We start from the raw sequence: 24,901 nt of genomic DNA, 5'->3' as shown, positions 1-24,901 counted from the left end.
GGTGCCTTCTATCCAGTTACCAGCAGTTCAATTACCCCCAGCTATTTTTCTTATGGGCCCAACTGCCGCAGGTAAAACTGATTTAGCGGTAGAGCTCGTTCAGCAGCGTGCTTGTGAAATTATTTCTGTCGACTCGGCACAAATTTACCAAGACATGAATATTGGTAGCGCCAAACCAGACGCTCAGACTTTAATAGCGGCGCCGCATCATTTGATCAATATCTGTGACCCTCTCGAAGCGTATTCAGCGGCTAGGTTTCGCATGGATGCTCTAGCGCTAATGGCAGAAATTACTGCTCGGGGAAAGGTTCCCCTGCTAGTGGGTGGCACCATGATGTACTATAAAGCCCTTGTGGATGGTTTAGCACTGTTGCCTGTATCAGACCCTGAGATGCGTGGGCAGCTAGAGCAACAGATACATGACCAAGGGCTAGCAGCGATGCACGTCCGCTTGTGTAAAATAGATCCCATAGCTGGGGCACGTATTAACGCTGCTGATTCACAGCGAATAACGAGGGCCATGGAAGTGTTCTTGCTTAGTGGAGAAACCTTAACCGATCATTGGTCCAGACAAGAGCAGCAACGGTTACCCTATGAGGTTACTTCGCTTGGTGTATGGCCACCTGACAGAGCCGTATTACACCAGCGCATAGAGCAGCGTTTCGAGTTAATGCTGCAGCAAGGGTTTAGGCATGAAGTTGAATCCTTAATGGCTCGTGGAGACTTACATTTAGACCTGCCATCCATGCGTTGTGTTGGCTATCGTCAAATGTGGCAGCACTTAACGGGTGAGTATGATGATGCTACAATGCAGTTCAAAGGCATCGTAGCAACTAGGCAACTGGCTAAAAGACAGTTAACTTGGCTGCGAAGTTGGCCAGAATTACAGATGTTTGACAGTTTAGATACAAAATTAACATTTAAAGTTTTGCAATTATTCGATAAGATAAGTAATTAGCGTAAAGGCAGCGTAAAACGGCTTGCATCTGTTAGCGCATTTACGCATCATTAACTACTAACTTTAAAATGAGGTTAGGTTAATGACACAAGGAGCTATCATGTCAAAAGGGCAAACCCTACAAGACCCTTATTTAAACGTACTGCGCAAGGAGCGAGTACCTGTTTCTATATTCTTGGTAAACGGTATTAAATTACAGGGTCAAATTGAGTCTTTTGACCAGTTTGTAATCTTGTTAAAAAACACTGTTTCTCAAATGGTGTACAAGCATGCTATATCAACTGTGGTACCATCACGCCCTGTCAAAATGCCAGCCGAAGACGAGCTGGACTAACTTTATTGACTTTGTGAAACCCCAACGAGCACCTCATGGTGCTCGCTTTGATTTAGGTTATTGTTTTGTTTTTTGAACGTCATCAATCAGGCGAACGTGCGATCCTTGTCCATCTACAAATGGGCCAAGAAGGAGAGCGCGAAGATGCCAACGAATTAAAAGAGCTGGTTTATTCAGCTGGTGCGGATCCCCTAGAAACAATAGGTGGTTCACGCGCAACCCCTCACCCAAAAACCTATGTTGGTTCTGGCAAAGTAGAAGAGATTAAGCTAGCTTTGGAACAACACGGCGCTGAAATTGTCATCTTCAACCATGCTCTGACCCCCGGCCAAGAACGAAACTTAGAACTTGAACTGCAGTGCAGAGTTTTAGATCGTACTGGTTTGATTCTGGATATTTTTGCTCAACGCGCGCGTACCCATGAGGGTAAGCTCCAAGTTGAGCTTGCTCAGCTAGAGCATATGTCTACTCGATTGGTTCGAGGCTGGACCCACCTCGAGCGTCAAAAAGGGGGTATTGGTTTAAGAGGCCCAGGTGAAACTCAGTTAGAAACGGACCGTCGCCTACTGCGCGTGCGTATTAATACCATATTGAAACGCTTGGGTAAGGTGCGTAAGCAACGTGAGCAGGGGCGCCGTGCACGGCGCCGTGCAGAAGTGCCTACTATTTCTTTGGTGGGGTATACTAACGCGGGCAAGTCTAGTTTGTTTAATCGGATTACCATTGCAGATGTTTACGCCGCAGACCAACTGTTCGCAACCTTAGATCCAACTTTTAGGCGTCTTGAAATTAAAGATGTTGGCCCCACTATATTGGTAGACACGGTAGGGTTTATTCGTCACTTGCCTCATAAGCTGGTTGATGCGTTTCGGGCTACGCTGCAAGAAACAGCTGAAGCCACGTTATTGCTCCACTTAATTGATGCAAATGATGAAAAACGTGACGATAACATAAAAGAAGTTGAGTCGGTGCTCGCAGAGATTGGTGCTGATGATTTACCCCACTTGCTGGTGTACAACAAGATTGATATGTTAGAAGATTGCCCTGCACGTATCGACCGTGATGGTTATGGCGTACCCAGAAGGGTTTGGTTAAGTGCGCTAACAGGTGAGGGTGCAGACCTTTTGGTGCAAGCTATCAGCGAGCGCTTGGGTGGTGAGATTTTTGCTCAACAAATTGTGCTGGAGCCTCAGTATGGTAACCTTAGGGCTCAACTTTATGCCCTTGACGCCGTAGAAAAAGAAGACATCAACGACCAAGGTCATATGGTGTTGGACGTACGCTTACAAAAGCGAGATTTTTTACAAGTATTGAGTCGTGTAGGAATGGATGCAACGCCTTTTGTAGGTAAGCCAGCCAACCCGTGGGACTCGTAACTATTTAATAATTGCAATAATCAGGAGAAGTTTATGGCCTGGAATGAACCGGGTAATAACGGTAAAGACCAAGATCCATGGGGTGGCAATCGTCGCCCAAACGGACAAGATCAGGGGCCACCTGATCTAGATGAGGCGTTAGGTAAGCTGGTTGAGAAATTCAGTGGCTTGTTTGGCGGATCTGGCAACAAAGATAACTCTGGTTCAGGGGGTGGTAATACCCCAGCTCCTACCGGTAAAATTATTGGTTTTGGTGCCGCAATCGTTCTAGTGTTGTGGGCGGGTATGGGCCTCTACACTGTCGACCAGCAGGAGCGTGCAGTGGTTTTGCGGCTTGGTAAGTTTAGTGAAACCGTGCAGCCTGGTTTGCATTGGAACCCGCCGTTATTTGACAACGTGACCAAGGTTAATGTGACTGCGGTTCGTAACGTTGACCACCGAGCTTTAATGCTGACAGAAGATGAAAACATTGTTGAAGTTGGCTTATCAGTTCAATATATTGTGTCTAGTCCTAAAGATTTCTTGTTAGAAGTTAGGAATCCAGAGAATAGCTTATTACAGGCTACACAAAGCGCTTTGCGCCATGTGGTAGGCGGTTCGGAAATGCACTCTGTACTTACTGAAGGCCGTGCGCTTTTGGCGTTAGACATTGAAAGCCGATTACAAGCTTTGTTGGATGACTACAAAACTGGCTTAGAGGTGATTAAGGTCAACATAGAAAACACGGCTGCACCATCACAAGTGCAAGATGCGTTTGATGACGTGATCAAGGCTCGTGAAGATGAACAGCGAGTTAAGAACGAAGCCCAAGCCTATGCTAATGGTATCGTGCCAGAATCTCGTGGTCGCGCCCAGCGTGTAAGCGAAGAAGCCCAAGCTTATCGTGCACAGGTAGTAGCGCGTGCTGAAGGTGAGGCGACTCGTTTTACTAAGTTGTTGACGGAATACCAAAAGGCTCCAGAAGTGACTCGGGAGCGTCTTTATATCGTTGCCATGGAAGATGTACTTTCCAATGCTTCTAAGGTAATGGTAGACGTCGAAGGTGGTAACAACATGATGGTGTTACCTTTAGATCAAATCATGCAGAATCAGTCTTTGCGTGCTGCAACGGGTACCGGTGGTAAAATGTCTTCCAGTATGGTTGACGAAATCACTAACCGGGTCATCCAGCAGCTAACTCAAGGTGGTTCAGCTTCAAGGGAGTCTCGTTAATATGGCTACTCGTACTTTAGTGACCTTAATTGGCCTATTTGTGGCGCTCCTAGTTGCCTCTTCATCTTTGTTTGTAGTGAAGGAAACAGAGCGAGCAATTATGCTTCAGTTTGGTGAGGTGGTGCAGTTTGATATCCAGCCTGGCCTGCATGCAAAAGTTCCGTTTGTGAACACCGTGCGTGTTTTTGATGCTCGGGTGCTTACTTTGGATGCTCGTCCTCAGCGCTACCTGACCCTAGAAAAGAAAGCATTGATTGTAGATTCATTTGTAAAATGGCGTATTTTCAATGTAGCTGACTTTTATACCGCGACTTCGGGTGATGAGTTCACTGCAGCGAAGCTATTAGCCTCTCGGGTAGACACTGGTTTACGTAACCAGTTTGGTGAGCGCACCTTAACCGAAGTTGTTTCTGGGGAGCGTGATGACCTTATGTCTGAGTTGCTTATTGAGCTTAACCAAGTGGTTAAGTCTGATATGGGCATCGAAGTAGTGGACGTGCGTGTGAAGCGTATTGATCTGCCTCAAGAAGTAAGCGAGTCGGTGTATGGACGTATGCGCACAGAGCGTGAACGTGAAGCCCGCGAGCTGCGCTCCAAGGGTAAGGAGCTTGCTGAAGGTATTCGTGCTGACGCGGACCGTCAAGAGACCATCATTGAGGCTAACGCCTACCGTGATTCTGAACTTGTGCGTGGTGATGGTGATGCCGTTGCAGCTGCAACCTATGCTGAGGCGTTCAATAAAGACCCAGAATTCTATAGTTTTTACCGTAGCTTAGATGCCTACCGTAAAACCTTTGGAGCTGGTGGCGACGTGATGCTTATTGAGCCTGATAGTGAGTTCTTTAAGTACATGAATCAGTCTACTTTGAAGTAAGCCTTTGGCCTGCCTTAAGTAAGACAACAAAAGGGCCCTTTAGGGCCCTTTTTAGTGGCGGCCTTTTAAGCGCTAGAGGTGGTCATTTGTGCCCAAAAGAAGTACAATTGAGTAACCGAGAAGTAGGGTCCGAGACGGGCTGTATGATGCTCGGTTTTTTTGTGTTTGAAGCATTAGTAAAAAATCATGAATGAATTGACCCAACACCTACTGGTGGCTTTTTGCTTGATGCTGATATTGGAAGGTATTTTGCCCTTCTTATACCCACAAAGGTGGCGTAAATTAGTGGTTCAATTAGCCCAGATAAATGACCGCCATATGCGCTTTTTAGGCTTAGCAAGCATGCTCTTGGGGCTTGTTATTTTACTTTTAGTAAATTGATTTAAATAAGTTTTTTGGGAAACAGGAACTCACATGAGTCGTGCGAATCGTTGGTTATTGCCAGATGGTGTAAAAGAAGTGTTACCGCCTGAAGCTTCGCGTATAGAGGGCCTTCGCCGCACGGTGGTGGACTTATATCAAGCGTGGGGCTATGACTTAGTTATGCCACCGCTTATTGAATATATTGATTCATTACTCATTGGTACTGGTGATGACTTAGATTTAGCGACGTTTAAGGTGATTGATCAAAAAACGGGTCGCACCATGGGGATTCGTGCAGACATTACTCCCCAGGTAGCTCGTATTGATGCCCACAGTATTGATTGCGATGGCATTAACCGCATGTGTTACTCCAATACGGTATTGCATACCAGTGCAGCTAATCCATTGGCCTCTCGTAGCCCATTGCAGGTGGGTGCGGAGCTTTATGGCCACGCTGGTATTGAGAGTGACCTTGAGGTTATTAGCTTGATGCTAGAAACCCTCACGAGTGTTGGCATTAAACATCCCATTACCTTAGATTTAGGTCATGTAGGTATTTATCGTGGCTTAATTGAGGCCATAGGCTTAGCTGCTGAGGATGAACGAGAATTATTTAATCTGCTGCAAAGTAAAGCTGTAGCAGATATTGACGCCCTGGTCTGTGCAATGGACTTGACCGATGAGGCAAAAACCGTATTGTCGCAGTTGCCCCGCTTATATGGTGAGGTTTCGGTGTTAAAGCAGGCAGAGCAGGTGTTTGGCAATGTGTCGGCAAAGGTTTCCGTTGCCATCAGGTACCTAAGTGAATTAGCCGAAGCAGTTAAGGCACGCTTCCCGCAGGTGACTTTGTACTTTGACCTGGCTGAACTACGGGGTTACGAATACCATACGGGGGTTGTTTTTGCCGCCCTCACACCGGCCTTTGGGCAGGCTATTGCTAAAGGGGGTCGTTATGATGATATTGGCAAGGTGTTTGGCCGAGCGCGCCCAGCAACAGGATTTAGTGCTGACTTAAAGGTGCTGTCAGAGCTGTCTGAAGTGCCTTTAGTTAAGGCGCATGGCATTGCCACGCCAGCTGAAGTAGGTTTGAGCAGTGAGCAGCGTCAAAGCCTATGGCTCATGCAGTCTCAGCTTCGCTTACAGGGTGAGTGTTTGGTTGCACAGTTATCTGATAGCCCTACGCCACAAGAGTGTTCTCGCCAATTAGTATGGCAAAATGATGCTTGGAAAATTGTCCCAGCACACTAAGTTTAGATCGATTTTTATTATCAACTTCAAATTTTAAATGTGCGTGAATTTACACGTAGTAGCAACAAACTAGAGCAAAATATTATGGGTAAGAATGTCGTCGTTTTAGGCACCCAATGGGGTGATGAAGGCAAAGGTAAGATCGTAGATTTACTCACCGATCAGGCCACGGCAGTGGTACGTTTCCAGGGGGGCCATAATGCTGGCCATACTTTAGTTATCGAAGGTGAAAAAACGGTTTTGCATTTGATTCCTTCAGGTATTTTACGTGACACGGTGACCTGCTTTATTGGCAATGGTGTTGTTGTGGCTATGGATGCGTTACTAAAGGAGATGGCAGAACTAGAGGAGCGTGGTATTCCAGTGCGTGATCGTTTGCGGATTAGCACTGCTTGCCCACTAATATTGCCTTACCACGTTGCCCTAGATCAAGCGCGTGAATTGGCTCGTGGGGACGAAAAAATTGGCACCACAGGGCGTGGTATTGGCCCTGCCTACGAGGACAAGGTGGCCCGTCGTGGTTTGCGTTTAGGTGATTTGCTAGATCCACAACGGTTTGCAGTAAAGCTTAAAGAAGTGATGACTTATCACAACTTTGTATTACAAAACTTTTACCGTGTTAAGCCATTAGATTATAACCAAGTATTAGAAACTGCCCTTGCTCAAGCTGAGCAAATTAAAGCCATGTTTACCGACGTGACAGCAGAGATTCATGACTTGCGCCGCGCCAGTGAAGATATTTTGTTTGAAGGTGCCCAAGGTACATTGCTAGATATCGACCATGGTACATATCCTTACGTAACCTCCTCAAATACCACTGCCGGTGGCACAGCCACAGGTTCTGGCTTTGGCCCAATGTACCTAGATTATATTTTAGGCATTACTAAGGCGTACACTACTCGTGTGGGTAGTGGTCCATTCCCAACAGAATTATTCTGTGATGTGGGTCTAGGCCTTGCCAACCGTGGCCATGAATTAGGTGCAACTACAGGACGACCACGTCGTTGTGGTTGGTTTGATGCTGTTGCACTTAAGCATGCGATTCAAATTAACAGTGTGTCAGGTATTTGCCTAACTAAGCTGGACGTATTGGATGGTATGGACGAAATTAAAATGTGTGTGGCTTACCATGATGCGCAGGGTAATAACGTATCTTGCCCGAGCGATGCTGAAGGTTTTGCGGCTGTTACCCCTATTTACGAAACTATGCCGGGTTGGACTGAGTCTACCGTAGGTGCCCAGACAGAAGCACAATTACCTGCTGCTGCGCTGGCCTACATTGCCCGTATTGAAGTCTTGATTGAGGCGCCAGTGGATATTATTTCCACCGGCCCAGATCGAATTGAAACAATTGTTAAACGCCATCCTTTTGGCTCCTAGGAAAAAATGACACAAATAGACGATCCACACGCTCAGCGTGAGGCGCAAAAGTACGACAACCCAATTCCCAGCCGTGAATTTATTATGGATCACTTGCGTGACCGTAGTGGCCCAGCAACGCTGAAACAGGTTAGTTTTGAACTGGCCTTGTTTGAGGCAGAAGATGTAGAAGCACTGCGTCGCCGATTACGTGCTATGGAACGTGACGGCCAGCTGATAAGTGATCGCAAAGGTGCTTATGGCGCAATCCATAAGATGGACCTTATCCATGGCCGAATTATAGGCCACCGAGATGGCTTTGGTTTTTTAAAGCCTGATGAGGGTGGTGATGATTTATTTCTTAGCCATCGTCAAATGCGTGCAGTTTTAGATGGCGACAAGGCCTTAGCTCGCATTATTGGAGTAGACCGCAAAGGCCGCAGCGAAGGTGCTATTGTTGAAGTGACTGAGCACAATACTCAGCAAGTTGTGGGGCGGTTAACAAAAGAAAATGGCATTTGTTTTGTGCGTCCAGATAATCAGCGTATTAGCCAAGATGTTCTTATTTCAAGCGACAACGTACTTCAAGCTCAGCACGGGCAGTACGTTACTGTGCGTATTACTCACCAGCCAAACAAGCGCAATCAGGCCGTTGGTGAAATTGCTGAAATTTTGGGTGAGCACATGGCTCCAGGAATGGAGATTGATGTGGCTATTAGAACCCACGAAATACCCCATGAATGGCCATTAGAGGCCAGCCTTGAAGCTGCTCAACTTGCTCCACAAGTCACAGAAGCTGACAAGCATGATCGCATTGATCTTCGTGAAATGCCTTTTGTAACTATCGATGGTGAGGATGCCCGGGACTTTGATGATGCAGTTTATTGCCGTAAGCGAACTTTAGGTGGCTGGCGGTTATACGTTGCTATTGCTGACGTAAGCCATTATGTTCGCATTGGCACAGCTTTAGATACAGAAGCCCATAGGCGTGCAACCTCAGTGTATTTTCCTGAGCGAGTCATCCCTATGTTGCCAGAAGCTATCTCCAACGGTTTATGCTCTCTTAACCCCCATGTTGATCGGTTGGTCATGGTGTGTGAAATGACCATTAGCAGTAAGGGTAAGTTGAGTGGCTATGAGTTTTATGAGGGTCTCATTCACTCTCACGCCCGTTTAACTTACACCAAAGTGGGTGCAATGTTGGATTCAGGTGATGAGCAATGCCTGCCGTTGCGCCAAGAATATAGCCATGTAGTGAAACCTGTAGACCAATTGCATAAGCTTTATGCTGCCTTACGCTCTGCCCGTGACGCACGCGGTGCCATTGATTTTGAAACCCAAGAAACACGTATTATTTTTGGTGAAGACCGCAAAATAACTGACATAGTGCCAGTGCATCGCAACGATGCTCATAAGCTGATTGAAGAGTGCATGTTAGCGGCTAACGTAAGCACGGCTAAGTTTCTAGCAAAGCATAAATTAGATGGTTTGTTCCGCGTGCATAAAGGGCCTAAGCCTAGCAAGTTAGAAAACTTGCGTGGATTTTTAGGTGAAATGAGCCTGTCATTACCAGGTGGCGAAGAGCCAAAACCAAAACATTATCAGGCGCTATTGAGCTCTATTAAGGGCCGTCCTGACGCTCACTTAGTGCAAACGGTGATGTTACGATCGTTAAGTCAGGCTGTTTATACGCCAGAAAACGAAGGCCATTTTGGTTTGGGTTATGACGCATACGCGCATTTTACATCGCCCATTCGTCGCTATCCAGACTTGCTAGTTCACAGAGCCATACGCAGTGTCATTCAAAGTAAGCAGTTGAGCCGGTATGTAAAGCGAATTAAAGCCACGGAAAAGCAACCAGATTCGCCTTGGTATCCTTATTCCACTGCAGACGTAGTGGTCTTAGGTGAACATTGCTCAATGGCTGAGCGTCGTGCAGATGCTGCGGTGTGGGATGTAGAAGGTTGGCTTAAGTGTGAATATATGCAAGGCCACATTGGTGACTACTTCCACGGTACCATTAATGCGGTGACTAGTTTTGGTTTGTTTGTAGAGTTAGCTGACGTTTATGTTGAAGGGCTCGTACACATTAGTGCGTTACCAGGTGATTATTATCACTTTGATGCGGCTAAGCATCGTCTCGATGGAGAGCGCAGTGGTAAAAGTTTCCGCTTAGGTGACAGCATTGAAGTGCAAGTGGTTCGGGTAGACCTAGACGAAAAGAAAATTGATTTTGAGTTGGCTGATGCACCACCAAAAACTAAGCCAAAGTCTAAGTCTAAGCCAAAGCCTAAGCCTAAGCCTAAGCCAAAAAATTCTGATGCAAAAATAGAGACCCCTTTGTTCGATCAAAAGGGTAAGCCCTCCGGCGTTGCAAGAAAGCCTCGCCGTAAAAAGACTACGCCGTAAAAAAGATATCTGAGACTCGTTAATTATGGCCAACATTGAATACGTCTTTGGCATTCACGCTGTGCAAACTAAATTGCAACGCAACCCGGAGCGAGTGCAAGAAATTTGGTTTCAAGAAGGTCGTGAGGACCAGCGCTTAAACCAAGTTAAAGCGCTGGCAGACGAGCAGGGTATTGAGTGTCAAATTATGCCTCGCCGTGAGTTAGATAATAAGGTGAAGGGTCGGCATCAGGGCGTGGTTGCTGGGTGTACTCCAAACCCTGCTAAAGATGAGCACTTTCTTACGCAGTTATTAGGAGAGCTTAACGAACCAGCATTTTTGCTGATCTTAGATGGCGTAACAGATCCTCACAATTTAGGTGCTTGCTTGCGTACCGCGGATGCCGCTGGCGTGCATGCAGTCATTGCGCCCAAAGATAAGTCAGCATCGCTTAATAGCACCGTAAGCAAAGTGGCCTGTGGTGCAGCAGAGAGCATACCTTTTGTTCAAGTAACCAACTTAGCGCGCTGCCTCAAAAGTTTGCAGGATGCTGGTGTCTGGATTACAGGGACTGCTGGCGAAGCTACCCAACACATTTATCAGACCGACCTTACGGGTAATATGGCTTTAGTGATGGGGGCGGAAGGTGAAGGTATGCGTCGCCTTACCCGCGAAGGATGTGACCAGTTGGTTAAAATTCCCATGGCAGGTGAAGTGAGTAGCCTTAATGTTTCTGTGGCTGCTGGTGTATGTTTATTTGAAGCAGTACGCCAGCGCAGTTAGGCTATTCACTTACTTAGTGTCTTGCTGGATGTGAGACTAATCCTTAAGTAACACGTCTTTAGCTTGGTTGATTTGGCTAGCTAGATAGGTGCTCCCCCCTTTGTCAGGATGGTTCTTGGCCATTAAACGTTTGTGGGCAGATATTATGTCTTCATGGCTGGCACCTGCTTCAACATCTAAAACTTGCCTAGCTTGTTGCTTATCCATAATGGTTGCACTGGGTGGGTTGCTCTTAGCGCTGGTTTGGTTAAAACGTTTTATTGTCTGCCACAGACCAAACGCCTGAAGAACGGGCCGTCCATAGACGGCCAGGCCACCTATAAGGCTTATCGCTACAGGCCATAAACCGCTCAAAGCTAACCCAATAGCCACTATTGCAATAATGACCACTGCGGTACGTAATAGAAATGGTTTGCCATTGGTTGGTGCTCTATTGAGTAATAAACGGATCAGCAAAGCAACAATCACAATACCTAAAACCCATAATATTAAAATCATTTTAATCTCCAAATTTTCTAGGTTAGGTTAGTTCGGTGGTCTTAGACGTTAGGATAAGACGTTTTAGGTTGCCGCGTTCACGCAAAGCAAAATAAATAACGACAGCAAAAGCAATCACATCTGCAATAGGGAATGAATACCAAATACCATTGATGCCATATATCTTGGGTAGTATCAGCAGAGCAGGGATAAGGATAAGATATATTCTTAAGGACGACAAGAAAATAGCTTGGCGTGCCTTCCCAAGAGCCTGAAACAAAGAGCTGATTACGCTGTGGGCATTAGACAATGGGAACAACAAGAACGACCAAAAAGCGATGCCTGCTGTGGTGGTTAACAACGCTTGATCTTGGGTAAAAATGCCAATAATTTGGTTAGGTACCAAAAGCATTAAGCCACTTACACCTAAGCCATAACATAGGCTTGCTGTAACGCCTACTTTGATCGTAGACAATACTCGATCATAGTTTTTGGCGCCATAGTTGTAGCCTGCAATAGTTTGAAAAGAAATAGTCATTGCAATGGCTGGCAATATAAAAAAGATCATTAGGCGGCCAATAAGCCCATATGAGCTCACATACAGATCGCTGTCAACTTCAGTAAACTGGGTTACTGTGTAGTTAGTTAGAGCGATAAACACAGATACCCCTGCATGGGAAATTAGAATGGGTATGCCCAGTAAAGTAACACCCTTAAGAATCCCCCAGTTCATCTGATAAGCAAACGGGCGTAATTTTAAGTGGGTTTTACCGCCTAAAATGAAATAAAGCATTAAGGCTGCAGCAAATATTTGAGACAAGATAGTAGCGTAAGCTACACCTTCCACGCCCATGTCCAAGACGAAGATAAACACGGCATCTAGCACAATATTTAGTAGCGCAGATGAAACCATGCTAGCCATCATCAGCATGGCTTTGCCCTCGGCTCTGAGTAAATCACTCGGAATACTGCTCATAAACACAATAGGGAAGCTTAGTAATACCAAAGGCACAAGATAACCATACGCGTATGGCCACAGTGCTTCTGACACCCCAAGAAATGTGAGCAGGCTATCTATATTCCAATAGGTAGCCAGGGTGATGACTAGAGCCATGGTTAAGGCTAAACGGAAGGCAATGTCGATTGTGGTATTCGCTTCAGTTACCTGTTTTGCGCCGAGTTGTCGAGCTACAATTGAAGCCATGCCACTGCCCACTAAAGTAGCCAAAGCAAAGATAAACATTTGAATTGGAAATACAATGGAAATGCCGCCCATGGCATTCACACCAATTGCGCGGGTAACAAAAATTGCATCAACAACATTGTAAAGGCCGTTCACCATCATGCCCACAGCGATTGGAGCAGCCATACCAAAGAATAACCCCATAATAGGTTTAGTGCCGAGGTGGCTGGTGTGCTGGCTCATTGGTGATTCCTTTTTCCAAGGTGAGTTCTTTTAGTACCAAGGCTTGTGGCCAATGGCAATTAATGGGTTGAGAAATAAGCCCGATTCACCGTGTTGGTATTAGCTAAACAGAGTGCTCGCAGTTATTGGGTGACGTGTTGGAGGGTAGCGATGACTTGGTCGACATCTGCAGCCCAAGCCATAGCAGCGGCGTCGACCTCTTTTAACGGATGAACAATGTCTTCACTATGCAAGGTAATGTAGGGTGTGCCCATAGCAGCGCAGTATCCAGCATCAAAAGCGGCATTCCATTGTTTGTATTTATCACCAAATCTAATAATAGCGATGTCGGCTTGGGCTATAAGGTTTTTAGTGCGAATGGCATTGACCTTCGCCGATTGGTTGTCACGCCAAAAGCTAGTGGCCGTATCTGCCAAGTGATCACCTGCTGCATCGCTAGCTTCGTGATCAGTGCATGCAGAAGAGAAATTCACAGGAAGTTTAAGTTCTGTGCAACGGTTGATTATTTGTTCGCGCCAGTCGGTATGTATCTCGCCAGATAAATAGATGTTCCACATAGAGTTGTCTCAATTAAGTGTTGGTTTAGTTGGCAAAGGTGCGAGGCACTTATGCTGTCGATTACATCGTAAATACCGTGTCCAGTTAACGTAATAGGCCCCTAGTTTTGCTGGTCTGCTTATTGCAAAGGTGAGCCAGACCAAAGCCAATGTAATATAGCAGCCGCTACGGTTCTAGTCTCGAAAAATACCTGACTAATGATGAATGTTTTTCATTTTAATGGCACAGGTACGCACTGTGTTAATGCTAAGTTAAATAGAACAACCTAGTCTGCCTTCTACAATGGCTCTAGCGTGTGCCTTGCTAAAATTTTACGTCTAATATGCCATCACAGTTTTAGGTGTAATTTATCGCCTAAAAAAATGTTACTTTCCATTTCTTCACTAATGACGCTGTGGGTGACATATATTATTCTAGGTAATGAACCAGAGTTTTCTAAATTGTGGGGGCATTCATTTTTGTTAGCGCGGCTTGCTGCAGGGGTTATTTTATTTATTAACTCACCTTTAGTACAATGCATTGCACTCAGAGTTTTAGGATAGAGCTAGAAAAGATGAGGCTCTAGCGATTTGATAGTTCTGTTATGGATAACACAATATACAAAGGCTAACGGAGTCTTCAGGATCGGGGCTCAGTGACCGTTGAATTTTTGCCATCTCACATTAGCCTTGATATCAAAAAATTACATCAACTATATGTGTTTGAGCTTTTGATCTAATTCACTTTGGGGCATGTTTGGTCTTCACGTATAGTGGTTGAGGACCGAACTCAATTTAACGGTCTGTTTCCTCAGATAACGTCAGGGCATCTTCAATCTCTATGCCTAAGTATCGAATTGTGTTGTCTACTTTTTTCTAGCCTAAAAGTAGTAGCACGGCACTTAGATGTTTAGTGAGTGTTTATATCAACTGAGCTTTGGTTCGTCTCATTGAATGCGTGCCATATAAGTTATCATCCAGCCCTAAGCTTAACGACCACGATTTGATAATCTTTGAGTAGTAAGAATAACTAATCGGTTGGCCTATTTAGTCTTTAAACGATGCATTCTTTTTTTGAGCTCTTTTTGAAGAATATTTACGCTATAAGGTGTCATTGCCTTCCACTGTTGGCATTCTTTTCTCGTTCTACCGCACCCCAAACACCAACCCTTGGCGCTTGAGAAATCACACGCATCGATACAAGGGCTTTTTTTACTTTTCATTTATTCCATCTCACCTTAATCACTCATGTTCAAACGAACACATTATCAAAGTTTAAGTAGTACTTGTTCAACGCTGGATTCCAGTACTCGAAGACGGTTAAACTCTTCGAATATGCGTTGCTCTAAGTTTTTAAAATTCAGCGGCAGTGTACGCTGACAAATACCATAGCTATTTCCCAGTGTTTTATAGCCCTTCCAGCTCTTTATGCGCTCTCCCTCTAGCTCCATAAATTGACGAATAAATTTAGACTGAGAAGGACAGTCCTCTTCAACATGCATACACACAGGGAACAACTTTTGCTTAATCTGCGGCGCTTCAATAAAGGTCTCAAAGTGAATTCCACCTTGATTTTGATTGAACCAATTCAGTTTGTAGAGCTGAAGATAGTTCCCACGATTATAAATTCCCCAACCCTCATCAAACCAATTTGCCTGTTGAAGCATTTGCTCAAGATTGCGAAACACGCATTTAATGTCTTTCATAAACTCTAATCTCATCAATTGCGTCAAAAATTTACACGAAACCCTATAGTTAAAAATCCAGACACAGAATACTGCTTTGGATAGAAATTTTCAGCTAACGGGTTTATACGTTTAAATTTAACGCTTGTTATTTAAGGTTATTTACGCCGTACATGGTACAAAACAACCAGGCCACCGAGTGCTGCAGTAACAATTCCCACGAGCAATTCTTGTGGCGCCAAAATGGTTCGGCTTACTAGGTCAACAAACAGCAGAATTACCGCTCCCCCAAGTGCTATTAAAGGGAGCGCTCGCTTATGGATTACACCAAAAAACGGACGCACAAGGTGCGGCACCATCAGTCCAATAAAACCAACAACACCTTTGCGGGGCCATCAGCGCATAGACTTTGCACCGACAATACGGGTTCATTTAACTTTTTCATTGGGGGAGTCATACATCCTACTAAGTGTTATGTTATAACATTATACTTTTGTATATGTGTTGTCAATTACAAAACTAGGTAGAAAAGACAGGATTCCTTTCAGGCCGATCCTATATGACTTGCACCGCCTAAAGTGGCAGACTGAACTAACCCCTCCTGATATAAATGTATCTTCTGACTTTACTTCGTAAATGTAATGGCTAAGTAATGCTGGCAACATTTTCGATTAATTCCTAAAAACTATCTGATATGAGAAACGGCTCCCATTTCTCACATGAAGAAATGTACAAAAAACTGATATGAACACGTTCTTAGAGAGTCGCATCTCTAAATTGATTTGGGGCAGAAATGAGTTAGCGGTAGTACTATTGTTCAGAAATAATGCGAGCATGTAAGCCACGGTTTGAAGTATAACTAAGCGCTGTCGTTCATGGTGGCAATTCGAGCGGAGCTCGTTACTGATGCGAAGTAATTTGCAACTGCAGCCAGCTGCTAAAGATCTCTTTATGATGTTAAGCGGCAACGAGATGGTTGTTTAGCAAAGCGTGGAAGATGACCATTTTTATCGAAGCAGTATTTGAGGTGGGATTTTTGGGATAGGTTTATTGTATAACATCTAAAAATTTTGGTGGTCTGCTGTTAGTAAGGCGAGCGCTTTAAAAGCCAAAGTAATATAGTAGTGGCTAAGGCTCTAGTCTCGAAAAAGACCTGACTAATGATGAATGTTTTTCATTTTAATGGCACGGGTGCGCACTGTATTAATGCTAAGTTAAATAGAACAACCTAATCTGCCTTCTACAATGTCTCTAGCTTGTACCTTGCTACAAGTTTACGTATAATACGCAATCACATTTTTAGGTGTGATTTTTTCTCCTTGCTTTAAGGTTGTCGTTCAATAACGAATGGCTAAACACTTAAGGCTATCTAACCCATAAGGAGCAGCAATGCGTCATTATGAAATTATCTTTTTGGTCCATCCAGACCAAAGCGAACAAGTACCCTCTATGATTGAGCGCTACACCGCGACTATAGAAGCCGATGGTGGTGCAATTCATCGTCTTGAAGATTGGGGCCGTCGTCACTTGGCATACCCAATTAGCAAAATCCACAAAGCTCACTATGTACTAATGAATGTTGAATGTTCAAATGTTGCATTAAACGAGCTTGACAGTAACTTCCGTTATAACGATGCGGTTATCCGTAGCATGGTTGTGCGTATGAAAGCTGCTGAAACTGGCGACTCTCCTGTTAAAGCTGCTGAAAGCCGTGAAGACCGTCGTCGTCAAGAACGCGCCCCTCGTGCCGAAGCTCCTGAAGTAGAAGCTCAAGCTGAAGAAGCACCAGCCGCCGAAGCCGCAGCTGAATAATTAACTGGAGATATTGACCATGGCACGTTTTTTCCGTCGTCGTAAGTACTGTCGTTTCACCGCCGAAGGTGTGACTCAAATTGACTATAAAGATATTGAAGTTTTAAAAGGCTACGTATCTGAAACTGGTAAGATTGTACCTAGCCGTATTACTGGTACTAAAGCACGCTACCAGCGCCAGCTTTCTACTGCTATTAAGCGCGCTCGTTACGTTGCATTGTTGCCATACACTGACGCTCATCAGTAAGACGTATTAATACATGCGCAGACTAGCTCAATACGCCATGACTGGTAACAAACAAGCAACTATGGTTGCTGTATTGTTTGCCATTATTCCAGTGTTGTTTTGGATAAGTGCGGCACTTGTGGCTTTGGTAATCTTAAGAAAAGGCTACCAAGCCGGTGCCAGTGTTTTTATGTGGAGCCTATTACCTGCCATTGCTTGGTGGAGTAATGGTGATCCCACACCTGCTTTAACCTTAATAGGTGTGGCAGGTTTGGCCAGCGTTTTACGCTACAGTGCTAACTGGGCTTATGTATTGGTTGCCAGCCTATTGGCTGCAACTGCATCGATGCCTATTTTGGCCAGCTACTTGCAAGATGTAATGGTGGCGTTTGCCGAAGCTGGGATCCAGCTGGAAGCACAACAGGAATTGCCAGAAAATGTTGATAAAGTATTACTGCAAACCCTCATGGAGGGTGTGTTAGGTGCTGTACATATGGCTATATTATTAGCCTGTGTAGTTTTGGCACGTTGGTGGCAGGCGGCATTGTATAACCCAGGTGGGTTTCAAACCGAATTTCACCAGTTGTGTTTGCCATTATGGCTTACGGGCACTTTAGCTTTAGCCGTCTTTGGCTTGAGTAGTATTACCGACATGACGCAGTGGTTGTTTGTGTTATCAATACCATTATTATTTGCAGGATTAGCGCTAGTGCATGGGCTGGTTGAGCAATTGAAATTAGGCCGTGTTTGGCTGACTGCAATCTATATAGGGTTGTTATTGTCAAGCGCAGTGGTCTTTACGCTTCTGGCAATACTTGCCACCTTGGACAGTGTGTTCAAGTTGCGGCAACGTTTGCCTGTTAGGGTAAAAAAATAGAATTAGACTCTTCGTGTATACATGTTGAGCAAACTAAGGAATTAAACATGAATGTAATTCTTCTTGAAAAAGTTGGTAAGTTAGGCGCACTGGGCGACACTGTTTCAGTTAAAGCTGGATACGGACGTAACTTCCTAATCCCAAAAGGCAAAGCCGTACCTGCTAACAAAGCTAACGTTGAAGCCTTTGAAGCGCGTCGCTCAGAACTTGAAGCTGCTGCCGCTGAAAAGCTAGCTGCTGCTCAAGCACGTGCAGATGCGATCGGCGAGCTAACTATCTCTATTGCGGCTAACGCTGGCGAGGAAGGTAAGTTGTTTGGTTCTATCGGAACTAACGAAATTGCTGCTGCCTTACTAGAAGCTGGTCACACCGTTGACAAGACTGAAATACGTCTACCTGAAGGCACTTTGCGTGCACTAGGCGAGACAGCGGTTGCTATCCAACTTCACAGTGACGTCACTATAGAAATAACTGTAGCACTTGTTGCTGAGTAAGGCTGCGATCTGGTTATTGCTATAGGCCTTTGGCCTCATCAATAACGCTGGCAAAGCACTGTAGCGAAGCAATGTTAAAAAAGCCCCGGTAAAGGGGCTTTTTTGTGCCTGTGGTAAAGGTTATCATGGGCCAGTACTCATCTTATTAAATAGAAATTTCCATGCTACCAGCTTCACATTTATTAAAGTCTGACCCTCAACTTGATGCGCTTAAAGTGCCGCCTCAGTCGTTAGAGGCCGAGCAGTCTGTACTAGGCGGTTTGATGTTGGATGAAATGGCATGGGACCGAGTGTCTGAAGCTGTGGCAGAAGTAGATTTTTACCGACAAGATCACCGGCTTATTTTCCGCGTAATGACTAAGTTGGTGGGTGATTCTCGGCCCATAGACGTGATCACCCTCTCTGAAGAATTGAGCCGCATAGATGAGCTATCCAATGCGGGAGGTTTGAGTTATTTAGGTGACCTAGCAAAAAATACACCTAGTGCGTCAAACATCACTGCTTACGCTAATATTGTTCGTGAAAGAGCTATATTGCGCCAACTCATTGGTGTAGCTAATGATATCGCCGAGTCTGCTTTTCATACAGAAGGCCGGTCCTCTGATGATGTATTAGACGAAGCAGAGCGTAAAGTGTTTGAAATTGCAGAGGCGCGCCCAAAAGAAGGTGGGCCACAATATGTTAACCCTATCCTTAAAGGTGCAGTAGAACGCATTGATCAACTGTTCCGTTCAGATAGCGCAATTACTGGCATAAGCACAGGTTTTACAGACCTAGATAATCGTACTGCGGGCATGCAAAAATCTGACTTAATTATCGTTGCAGGTCGTCCGTCAATGGGTAAGACCACTTTTGCTATGAATATTGTCGAAAATGCTGCAGTGATTGGCGATGCGCCCATACTCGTATTTAGTATGGAGATGCCTGCTGAGCAGCTGATGATGAGAATGTTGTCGTCCCTTGGCCGTATTGATGCCACCCGGATGCGAACAGGTAAATTGGAACAAGATGATTGGCCTAAGCTGACAGGCGCAGTAAACTTACTTAAAGACAAGCCGCTCTACATTGATGACAGTGCTGGCTTAAGCCCAACCGAAATGCGCACTAGGGCCAGACGAATTGCCCGTGAACATGGCAGTGTGGGCATGATCATGATTGATTATCTCCAACTGATGCAAATTAAAGGTCATACTGAAGGCCGTACGGCAGAGATTTCTGAAATATCACGCTCCCTAAAAGCGCTAGCCAAGGAGCTTAAGTGTCCAGTTATAGCGCTGTCACAGCTTAATCGTAGCTTGGAAAACCGTCCTAATAAACGCCCAGTAAACTCAGATCTACGTGAATCTGGCGCTATTGAGCAAGACGCTGACCTGATCATGTTTATTTACCGTGACGAAGTTTATAACGAAGACAGTGAAGATAAAGGTAAAGCTGAAATCATTATTGGCAAGCAGCGTAACGGCCCGATTGGCACTTCTCGTTTAGCTTTTATTGGTAAATACACCCGTTTTGAAGACCTCGTACATAGCTATGATGGCTATGACGACATAGAGTAATCGAAGTCTAGGCATAGGCTGTGTAGGTAAGACGATGAGTGACTGGTTTGATGATCAAGAAAAAAAAGTAGATACAGGCATTAGTGCCTCTTTGCTTAATCACTTACCTATTGGCTACGAATTAATCACTACGGCGAATGATTTACGGTTGTATGGTGATCACAATATCGACTTAATGGAGTCCTTGCACTTAGCGGGTGGGCATTGGGACCCAGACCTGCTCGCCTATAGCATACCCCTAGGGCGCCATACACAGCTTGAACGTGCCCTTAAACACTATGCTCAGCAACAACAAGGTATGGCTGATACCATGAGTATTTTAGCGCGGCACATGGCGCCTGATCAGAATCAGGTGGAAGTGCATCGGCGTATGAGAGCCATAGACCAGCGTATTAAAATTATTGTTGGTCGATACCATACGGGAGACTTGCTCAAAGGCCATGAGATTCTCAGTTTAGGCAAGCATTGGCAGGAATTTCCTGGGTTAAAATGGCAAGGAGTGGATAAGGCCAAGTGTGCTACGTGTGATAAGTTTGTTCGAGTATCCAATGCCAAAAAATGTCAGCAGTGCACTGCTAATGAAACAGGCCTTAAGCCAATTACCTACTGCTACGCCTACTTTGATTAACCAACTTTTTGAGCAACTAAACTAACACGCAAAGGTTACAGCACTGCTCTTTTAGTTTGGCAAAGCTGGCACAACCTGGTGTGGGGTGGCATGAAGTAAAGCAATAAAACTTGCAGGGGCCCGCACAGGCTTTTGATGCTGATAGTCGAAAAACCCCATGTAAGTTTCCCCAACGGCAATAGTGAGGCCCGTTTTGTCATCTGTGAGTTTATAAACTAAGGTGAATCTAGCTTTGCCTAATTCCCGTGCACCTAATGTTAAGGTAATCACTTGATGCAAGCGTGCTTGTTGAAGATACTGAATATTAGCGCCTGTCATTATGAGGCCACAACCACCCACATTCTGCTCGCTGAGATTATGATGACTCAACCATAGCACTCTACCTTCATGAAAATAGCTAAGAATGCGATCATTGCCTAGGTGATTGCCATAATTCAAATCGGCTACTCTTACGTTTAAAGTGCAGCTGAACAAAACGTCAAAGCTAAGTTGAATTTTATTCTGTGGCACAGTCTTGGCCATGCGCTTCGCCAAAGTAACGTGCCAATACCCGCAACATGCCATTGCAAAGGAGCGTTAGGTCCTCTGGGCTCATTACGTAAGGAGGCATCACGTAAACCAACTTACCAAATGGCCGCACCCATATACCTTCCGCTACAAACATTTTTTGAATAATACCAAGATCTACCGCTTGGGTAACCTGTATTACTCCAATGGCTCCTAAGACCCGCACGTCTTCGACATAAACTAGCAACTTTGCGGGTTGTAGCAGGCGATTGAGGCCCTCATTTAAACCTCTGACCTGGCCCTTCCAATCACTGTGCTCCAGTAAATCCAAACTTGCGTTAGCCACAGCGCAGGCTAAAGGGTTAGCCATAAATGTGGGTCCATGCATAAAGCAGCTGGCTTCACCCCGTGAGATGCTGGTGGCAATTTCTTCGGTTGTTAAGGTGGCAGCAAAGCTCATAGTACCGCCAGTAATGGCTTTGCCCAGGCACATTATATCGGGTTGAACTTGAGCATGGTCGCAGGCAAATAGAGCACCGCTGCGACCAAACCCCGTGGCAATTTCATCGGCGATTAATAAAATATTGTATTGCTTACACAGATCTGCTGCACCTTTTAGCCATTGGGGGCTATAAAAGCGCATGCCACCAGCTCCCTGAACGATAGGCTCTAAGATTAAAGCAGCAATTTCGTTTTGGTGGTCGCGCATTTTGTCTTCAAGTTCTGTTAAATCGCCATCTTGTAATGCACGATCAAAACCCATTGGCGGTGCGTTAACAAAATAATGCTGGGGCAATACGCTGGCAAAGAGTGAGTGCATGCCGTTTATTGGGTCACACACAGCCATAGCACCGAAGGTATCACCATGGTATCCATTACGTATGGTCAGCATACGATTTTTGTTAGCCTGTGCCTTAGAATGCCAGTATTGCAACGCCATTTTTATAGCGACTTCTACCGCTACTGAACCAGAATCTGCAAAAAAAACCTTATCTAACCCTGGTGGTGTTAGGTCTACAAGGCGCTTAGCTAGGGATACTGCAGGTTGGTGAGTAATGCCACCAAACATCACATGGGACATGTCATCAATTTGTAATTTCATTGCTTGGTTGAGATAAGGATGATTATAGCCATGCACTGCACACCACCAAGAAGCCATGCCGTCAATTAACTCTTGTCCATCAGCTAAAGTGAGCCTCACACCTTGAGCGCCAATCACCGGGTAAGCTGGAGGAGGGTTGTCCATGGAGGCATAGGGATGCCAGACATACTGTTGGTCTAAGGCGATCAGTTGTTCAGGAGTCATAAGTATTAAATGTTGTTTTCTGTTGATTATATATTAGCATAGCTAAGCCATGTTATTGGCTGATTTCAACGACATCTATGTGATCTAAACCTACTTGCCAGCGTAGGTTAATATCGGCAATATGGCAGCCATAAATACGGTCAGGATTCTGTTGATATGCGGGCCTAGGGTCATGTAGTAATACTTGCTCAATCAGTTCTATAAGGTCGGGTCTGCTTGATAAAACACGCTGCGCTTGATGACTATAATAAATGGGGAGTTGCAGAATTTGGTCATCACTGGCAAAACCACTTTTGGCACTGGGTACCGATTCTACCCAAGGCAGGTAAGGTTTGATATCTAGAATTGGGGTCTGGTCTATTAAGTCTGCACCACTCACATGGAGGGTAACACCATTGCTGATGTCAATGGATTCCAGCTTTACTAATGACAAACCTAAGGGGTTGGGCCTAAAGGTAGATCGGGTGGCAAATACACCGAGCTTTTTGTTACCGCCTAGTCTTGGAGGACGTACTTTTGGCTTCCAGCCTTGTTGCGCTGTTTGATGAAACATAAAAGTTAGCCAAATATGAGAGAACGTCTCGAGCCCGGCAACGGTATCAGCCTGATTGTAAGGTGAGTGAAGTTTAATTTGTGCTAAAGCAGCTGGCACGAGGCCAGGTTGGCGAGGCGTCGCAAATTTTTCCTTAAAGCAGGAATAGATTATACCGATAGGTGTCACTTCAAACGGCTGTGAGTTTTTGGGTGTCGACATGATTAGATGATTTATTCGCAGTATTTTGGCTGACGCCAAGGATTAAGCTAGTTACAATAGCGTTAGTTTAATCGTCTCGTTTAGGAAAATATATGGCTCGCAAGCCCTACGTTAAAGCTAAAGCCATGCAAGGCCGTGGCCACCTTCAATCTGTCGCCACCGATGGACCCCATGTTGAATGGCTAGGGATGCCTGAATACTACATCCACACCTTAGTTATTGCAGAGCAAGAGTATGACTATTTCTCTGCAACTAAAGCCCTTGAATTCGAGGTGGGTGCCTATGTTTGTTTCCGCTTCCGTGAATCGAAAAAAGGCTTCTACATTGAAAAACGTTCGTTAGGTATCGCTATCGACCCAGCAGAGTATATGCGTCAACTTGAGTCTGGTAACGAATGAGTAGTAAAGTATTCTCACCACTGCCTATAAATGATCAAACCTGTGGCTGGACGCAAGCGCTGCCCTCACGCCAACCTAATGCCACCCTCCAGGGTGAGCACACAGCAGATTTTGTTATTGTGGGCGCTGGTTATACAGGTTTGTCGGCAGCTAGAAAATTTGCCCAACTTAACCCTAATGCTAAAGTCATCATTATTGATGCTCAGCGAGCTGGGGAAGGAGCAAGTGCTCGAAACTCTGGCTATCTGGTTGATTCAACCCTTAATGACGGTCATATGTCGGATACCGGTTTGCAGCAATACCGCGAAAAGTATGCCCTTAACAAAGCGGGTGTAGATTGTGTTGGCCAGTTAGTTATCGACCATAAAATTGATTGTGATTGGGATGCCTCTGGTAAATTTCATGCTACAGCAGTGCCTGCGCACGAATCAAAGTTGCAGCGTTTTAGTGAGTTATTAAAGGAGCTTGAGCTAACTCATCGCGTCATCTCAGGTACTGAGCTAAATCATCGCTTAGGGACTAGCTACTACACTCAAGCCCTTTGGACAGCTGGTGGCGTTATGCTGCAGCCTGCTAAACTTGCTCGTGCCTATATAGAGCTGTTGCCAGACAATGTGGCTCTTTATGAAAACAGCCCAGTGCTAACGTGGCGTAAACAGGGAATGGATTTTTTAGTATCAACACCAATGGGTCAAGTTAAAGCTCCCCAGTTGTTGATGGCAGTTAATGGTTTTATGGCCAGCGCTGGGCTGAAGCGTAAACGCGCATTCCCGCTCACCTTAACTGCCAGTATGACCCGTTCGCTCAATGATGCTGAGTATGCGTCTATAGGCAGCCCCAAAGCATGGGGTTTACTGTCTGCTCAGGCGATGGGGGCGACTGTTCGCTTAACTGAAGATCGGCGCATTATGGTGCGTAATACTGCTGAAGTATGGCCTTCGATGAATATGTCTACGCGTCATCTAGAGCAACGCAAGCTCATTCATTTACGAGGCCTCAAGCGCAGGTTTCCCCAATTAAGTGATGATATTTTTGATAGCTGTTGGTCTGGCATTACGTGTATTAGTGGGAATAACGGTCAAGTGTTCGATCAACTCGAGTCAAAGGTACTAATTGCTGGCTGTTACAATGGCGGTGGCATTGGCTTGGCTACGTTGTTTGGTGAACAAATGGCATACCTTGCTAGTGGCCAAACGACCGATGCGATCGCCATGATACAGGCAAGGCCCAAGCCAAATACACTGCCACCTCAGCCGCTATTAAGCTTGGGAGTGAGGTTGCGCTTGATACGTGATGGCATTATTGCTCGTAAAGAAAATTGAT

The 24,901-nt window shown here is 45.2% G+C and carries 27 protein-coding genes and 1 pseudogene; 19 read left to right on the top strand and 9 right to left on the bottom strand.

The annotated features are described in order from the left end of the window. The first annotated feature begins 1 nt into the window (after position 1). The 10 genes from miaA (at position 2) to rlmB (ending at position 10,896) form a co-directional block, all read left to right on the top strand. Complete coding sequence (miaA, locus tag ABXT60_RS11390; RefSeq protein ID WP_443630260.1) at positions 2 to 958, top strand: tRNA (adenosine(37)-N6)-dimethylallyltransferase MiaA; 957 nt, start codon at positions 2 to 4, stop codon at positions 956 to 958. A gap of 100 nt (positions 959 to 1,058) precedes the next feature. Continuing rightward, on the top strand, positions 1,059 to 1,292 hold the full coding sequence (gene hfq / locus ABXT60_RS11385; RefSeq protein ID WP_046482115.1) for an RNA chaperone Hfq: 234 nt from the start codon (positions 1,059 to 1,061) through the stop codon (positions 1,290 to 1,292). Between the two features lie 65 nt (positions 1,293 to 1,357). Then, positions 1,358 to 2,668, top strand: coding sequence for a ribosome rescue GTPase HflX (hflX, locus tag ABXT60_RS11380; protein ID WP_443630259.1), 1,311 nt, complete (start codon positions 1,358 to 1,360; stop codon positions 2,666 to 2,668). Between the two features lie 33 nt (positions 2,669 to 2,701). Next, a complete protein-coding gene (hflK, locus tag ABXT60_RS11375; protein WP_443630258.1) occupies positions 2,702 to 3,880 on the top strand; it encodes an FtsH protease activity modulator HflK in 1,179 nt (392 codons plus the stop codon). Position 3,881: 1 nt separating this feature from the next. Continuing rightward, complete coding sequence (hflC, locus tag ABXT60_RS11370) at positions 3,882 to 4,754, top strand: protease modulator HflC (RefSeq protein WP_443630257.1); 873 nt, start codon at positions 3,882 to 3,884, stop codon at positions 4,752 to 4,754. Between the two features lie 186 nt (positions 4,755 to 4,940). Next, positions 4,941 to 5,135 carry a DUF2065 domain-containing protein gene (locus tag ABXT60_RS11365; RefSeq protein WP_046482060.1) on the top strand — a complete coding sequence of 65 codons (195 nt, stop codon included), beginning with the start codon at positions 4,941 to 4,943 and terminating at the stop codon, positions 5,133 to 5,135. A 33-nt stretch (positions 5,136 to 5,168) separates the two neighbouring features. Beyond that, positions 5,169 to 6,365, top strand: coding sequence for an ATP phosphoribosyltransferase regulatory subunit (locus ABXT60_RS11360; RefSeq protein ID WP_443630256.1), 1,197 nt, complete (start codon positions 5,169 to 5,171; stop codon positions 6,363 to 6,365). Between the two features lie 84 nt (positions 6,366 to 6,449). Then, entirely contained in the window at positions 6,450 to 7,745 is a 1,296-nt protein-coding gene (locus ABXT60_RS11355) for an adenylosuccinate synthase (RefSeq protein ID WP_443630255.1), read from the top strand. Positions 7,746 to 7,751: 6 nt separating this feature from the next. Beyond that, positions 7,752 to 10,133 (top strand): ribonuclease R, encoded by a 2,382-nt coding sequence (gene rnr / locus ABXT60_RS11350; protein WP_443630254.1) that lies wholly within the window; start codon positions 7,752 to 7,754, stop codon positions 10,131 to 10,133. Positions 10,134 to 10,158: 25 nt separating this feature from the next. Further along, positions 10,159 to 10,896 (top strand): 23S rRNA (guanosine(2251)-2'-O)-methyltransferase RlmB, encoded by a 738-nt coding sequence (gene rlmB / locus ABXT60_RS11345; protein WP_443630253.1) that lies wholly within the window; start codon positions 10,159 to 10,161, stop codon positions 10,894 to 10,896. A 36-nt stretch (positions 10,897 to 10,932) separates the two neighbouring features. On the opposite strand, the gene ABXT60_RS11340 is transcribed toward rlmB, so the two are convergent. From ABXT60_RS11340 to ABXT60_RS11330, 3 genes are all read right to left on the bottom strand, one after another. After that, positions 10,933 to 11,394: a hypothetical protein gene (locus ABXT60_RS11340; protein WP_443630252.1), complete on the bottom strand. Its 462-nt coding sequence runs from the start codon at positions 11,392 to 11,394 to the stop codon at positions 10,933 to 10,935. Positions 11,395 to 11,416: 22 nt separating this feature from the next. Then, positions 11,417 to 12,799: an MATE family efflux transporter gene (locus ABXT60_RS11335; protein ID WP_443630251.1), complete on the bottom strand. Its 1,383-nt coding sequence runs from the start codon at positions 12,797 to 12,799 to the stop codon at positions 11,417 to 11,419. Positions 12,800 to 12,921: 122 nt separating this feature from the next. Next, complete coding sequence (locus tag ABXT60_RS11330) at positions 12,922 to 13,356, bottom strand: YtoQ family protein (RefSeq protein WP_443630250.1); 435 nt, start codon at positions 13,354 to 13,356, stop codon at positions 12,922 to 12,924. Positions 13,357 to 13,719: 363 nt separating this feature from the next. On the opposite strand from ABXT60_RS11330, the gene ABXT60_RS11325 reads away from it, so the two are divergent. Next, complete coding sequence (locus tag ABXT60_RS11325; protein WP_443630249.1) at positions 13,720 to 13,899, top strand: DUF2798 domain-containing protein; 180 nt, start codon at positions 13,720 to 13,722, stop codon at positions 13,897 to 13,899. Positions 13,900 to 14,378: 479 nt separating this feature from the next. On the opposite strand, the gene ABXT60_RS11320 is transcribed toward ABXT60_RS11325, so the two are convergent. The 3 genes and pseudogenes from ABXT60_RS11320 to ABXT60_RS11310 form a co-directional block, all read right to left on the bottom strand. Beyond that, on the bottom strand, positions 14,379 to 14,558 hold the full coding sequence (locus tag ABXT60_RS11320) for a DUF1289 domain-containing protein (RefSeq protein ID WP_443630248.1): 180 nt from the start codon (positions 14,556 to 14,558) through the stop codon (positions 14,379 to 14,381). A gap of 45 nt (positions 14,559 to 14,603) precedes the next feature. Beyond that, positions 14,604 to 15,041 (bottom strand): hypothetical protein, encoded by a 438-nt coding sequence (locus tag ABXT60_RS11315; protein ID WP_443630247.1) that lies wholly within the window; start codon positions 15,039 to 15,041, stop codon positions 14,604 to 14,606. 137 nt (positions 15,042 to 15,178) lie between these two features. After that, positions 15,179 to 15,391 (bottom strand): annotated as a pseudogene (locus ABXT60_RS11310) (iron chelate uptake ABC transporter family permease subunit); the annotation flags it as partial. A gap of 1,018 nt (positions 15,392 to 16,409) precedes the next feature. On the opposite strand from ABXT60_RS11310, the gene rpsF reads away from it, so the two are divergent. From rpsF to ABXT60_RS11280, 6 genes are all read left to right on the top strand, one after another. Continuing rightward, positions 16,410 to 16,832, top strand: coding sequence for a 30S ribosomal protein S6 (gene rpsF, locus ABXT60_RS11305; RefSeq protein ID WP_443630246.1), 423 nt, complete (start codon positions 16,410 to 16,412; stop codon positions 16,830 to 16,832). Between the two features lie 19 nt (positions 16,833 to 16,851). After that, entirely contained in the window at positions 16,852 to 17,079 is a 228-nt protein-coding gene (gene rpsR, locus ABXT60_RS11300) for a 30S ribosomal protein S18 (RefSeq protein ID WP_046482048.1), read from the top strand. 13 nt (positions 17,080 to 17,092) lie between these two features. Beyond that, positions 17,093 to 17,935: a hypothetical protein gene (locus tag ABXT60_RS11295; protein ID WP_443630245.1), complete on the top strand. Its 843-nt coding sequence runs from the start codon at positions 17,093 to 17,095 to the stop codon at positions 17,933 to 17,935. Positions 17,936 to 17,982: 47 nt separating this feature from the next. Continuing rightward, entirely contained in the window at positions 17,983 to 18,429 is a 447-nt protein-coding gene (gene rplI / locus ABXT60_RS11290) for a 50S ribosomal protein L9 (protein WP_046482045.1), read from the top strand. 161 nt (positions 18,430 to 18,590) lie between these two features. Further along, positions 18,591 to 19,985: a replicative DNA helicase gene (gene dnaB / locus ABXT60_RS11285; protein WP_443630244.1), complete on the top strand. Its 1,395-nt coding sequence runs from the start codon at positions 18,591 to 18,593 to the stop codon at positions 19,983 to 19,985. Positions 19,986 to 20,019: 34 nt separating this feature from the next. After that, entirely contained in the window at positions 20,020 to 20,613 is a 594-nt protein-coding gene (locus ABXT60_RS11280) for a hypothetical protein (RefSeq protein WP_443630243.1), read from the top strand. A 51-nt stretch (positions 20,614 to 20,664) separates the two neighbouring features. On the opposite strand, the gene ABXT60_RS11275 is transcribed toward ABXT60_RS11280, so the two are convergent. Genes ABXT60_RS11275 through tsaA form a run of 3 tightly spaced genes read right to left on the bottom strand, consistent with a single transcriptional unit; the run spans position 20,665 to position 23,180 of the window. Then, positions 20,665 to 21,135 carry an acyl-CoA thioesterase gene (locus tag ABXT60_RS11275; protein ID WP_443630242.1) on the bottom strand — a complete coding sequence of 157 codons (471 nt, stop codon included), beginning with the start codon at positions 21,133 to 21,135 and terminating at the stop codon, positions 20,665 to 20,667. Then, on the bottom strand, positions 21,110 to 22,426 hold the full coding sequence (gene bioA, locus ABXT60_RS11270) for an adenosylmethionine--8-amino-7-oxononanoate transaminase (protein WP_443630241.1): 1,317 nt from the start codon (positions 22,424 to 22,426) through the stop codon (positions 21,110 to 21,112). Before bioA ends, ABXT60_RS11275 begins: the two co-directional genes overlap by 26 nt. Positions 22,427 to 22,478: 52 nt before the next feature. Beyond that, a complete protein-coding gene (gene tsaA / locus ABXT60_RS11265) occupies positions 22,479 to 23,180 on the bottom strand; it encodes a tRNA (N6-threonylcarbamoyladenosine(37)-N6)-methyltransferase TrmO (RefSeq protein ID WP_443630240.1) in 702 nt (233 codons plus the stop codon). 92 nt (positions 23,181 to 23,272) lie between these two features. Here tsaA and ABXT60_RS11260 point away from each other — a divergent pair, with 92 nt between their 5' ends. Together ABXT60_RS11260 and ABXT60_RS11255 are read left to right on the top strand one after the other, a co-directional pair. Then, entirely contained in the window at positions 23,273 to 23,578 is a 306-nt protein-coding gene (locus ABXT60_RS11260; protein WP_046482036.1) for a hypothetical protein, read from the top strand. After that, a complete protein-coding gene (locus tag ABXT60_RS11255; RefSeq protein WP_443630239.1) occupies positions 23,575 to 24,900 on the top strand; it encodes an NAD(P)/FAD-dependent oxidoreductase in 1,326 nt (441 codons plus the stop codon). The genes ABXT60_RS11260 and ABXT60_RS11255 overlap by 4 nt, the downstream gene beginning before the upstream one ends. The last annotated feature ends 1 nt before the right edge of the window (position 24,901 follow it).

Source organism: Candidatus Njordibacter sp. Uisw_056, assembly GCF_047730085.1.
Classification (GTDB): domain Bacteria; phylum Pseudomonadota; class Gammaproteobacteria; order Pseudomonadales; family Balneatricaceae; genus Njordibacter.
This window is presented reverse-complemented; position numbering and strand designations above follow the sequence as displayed.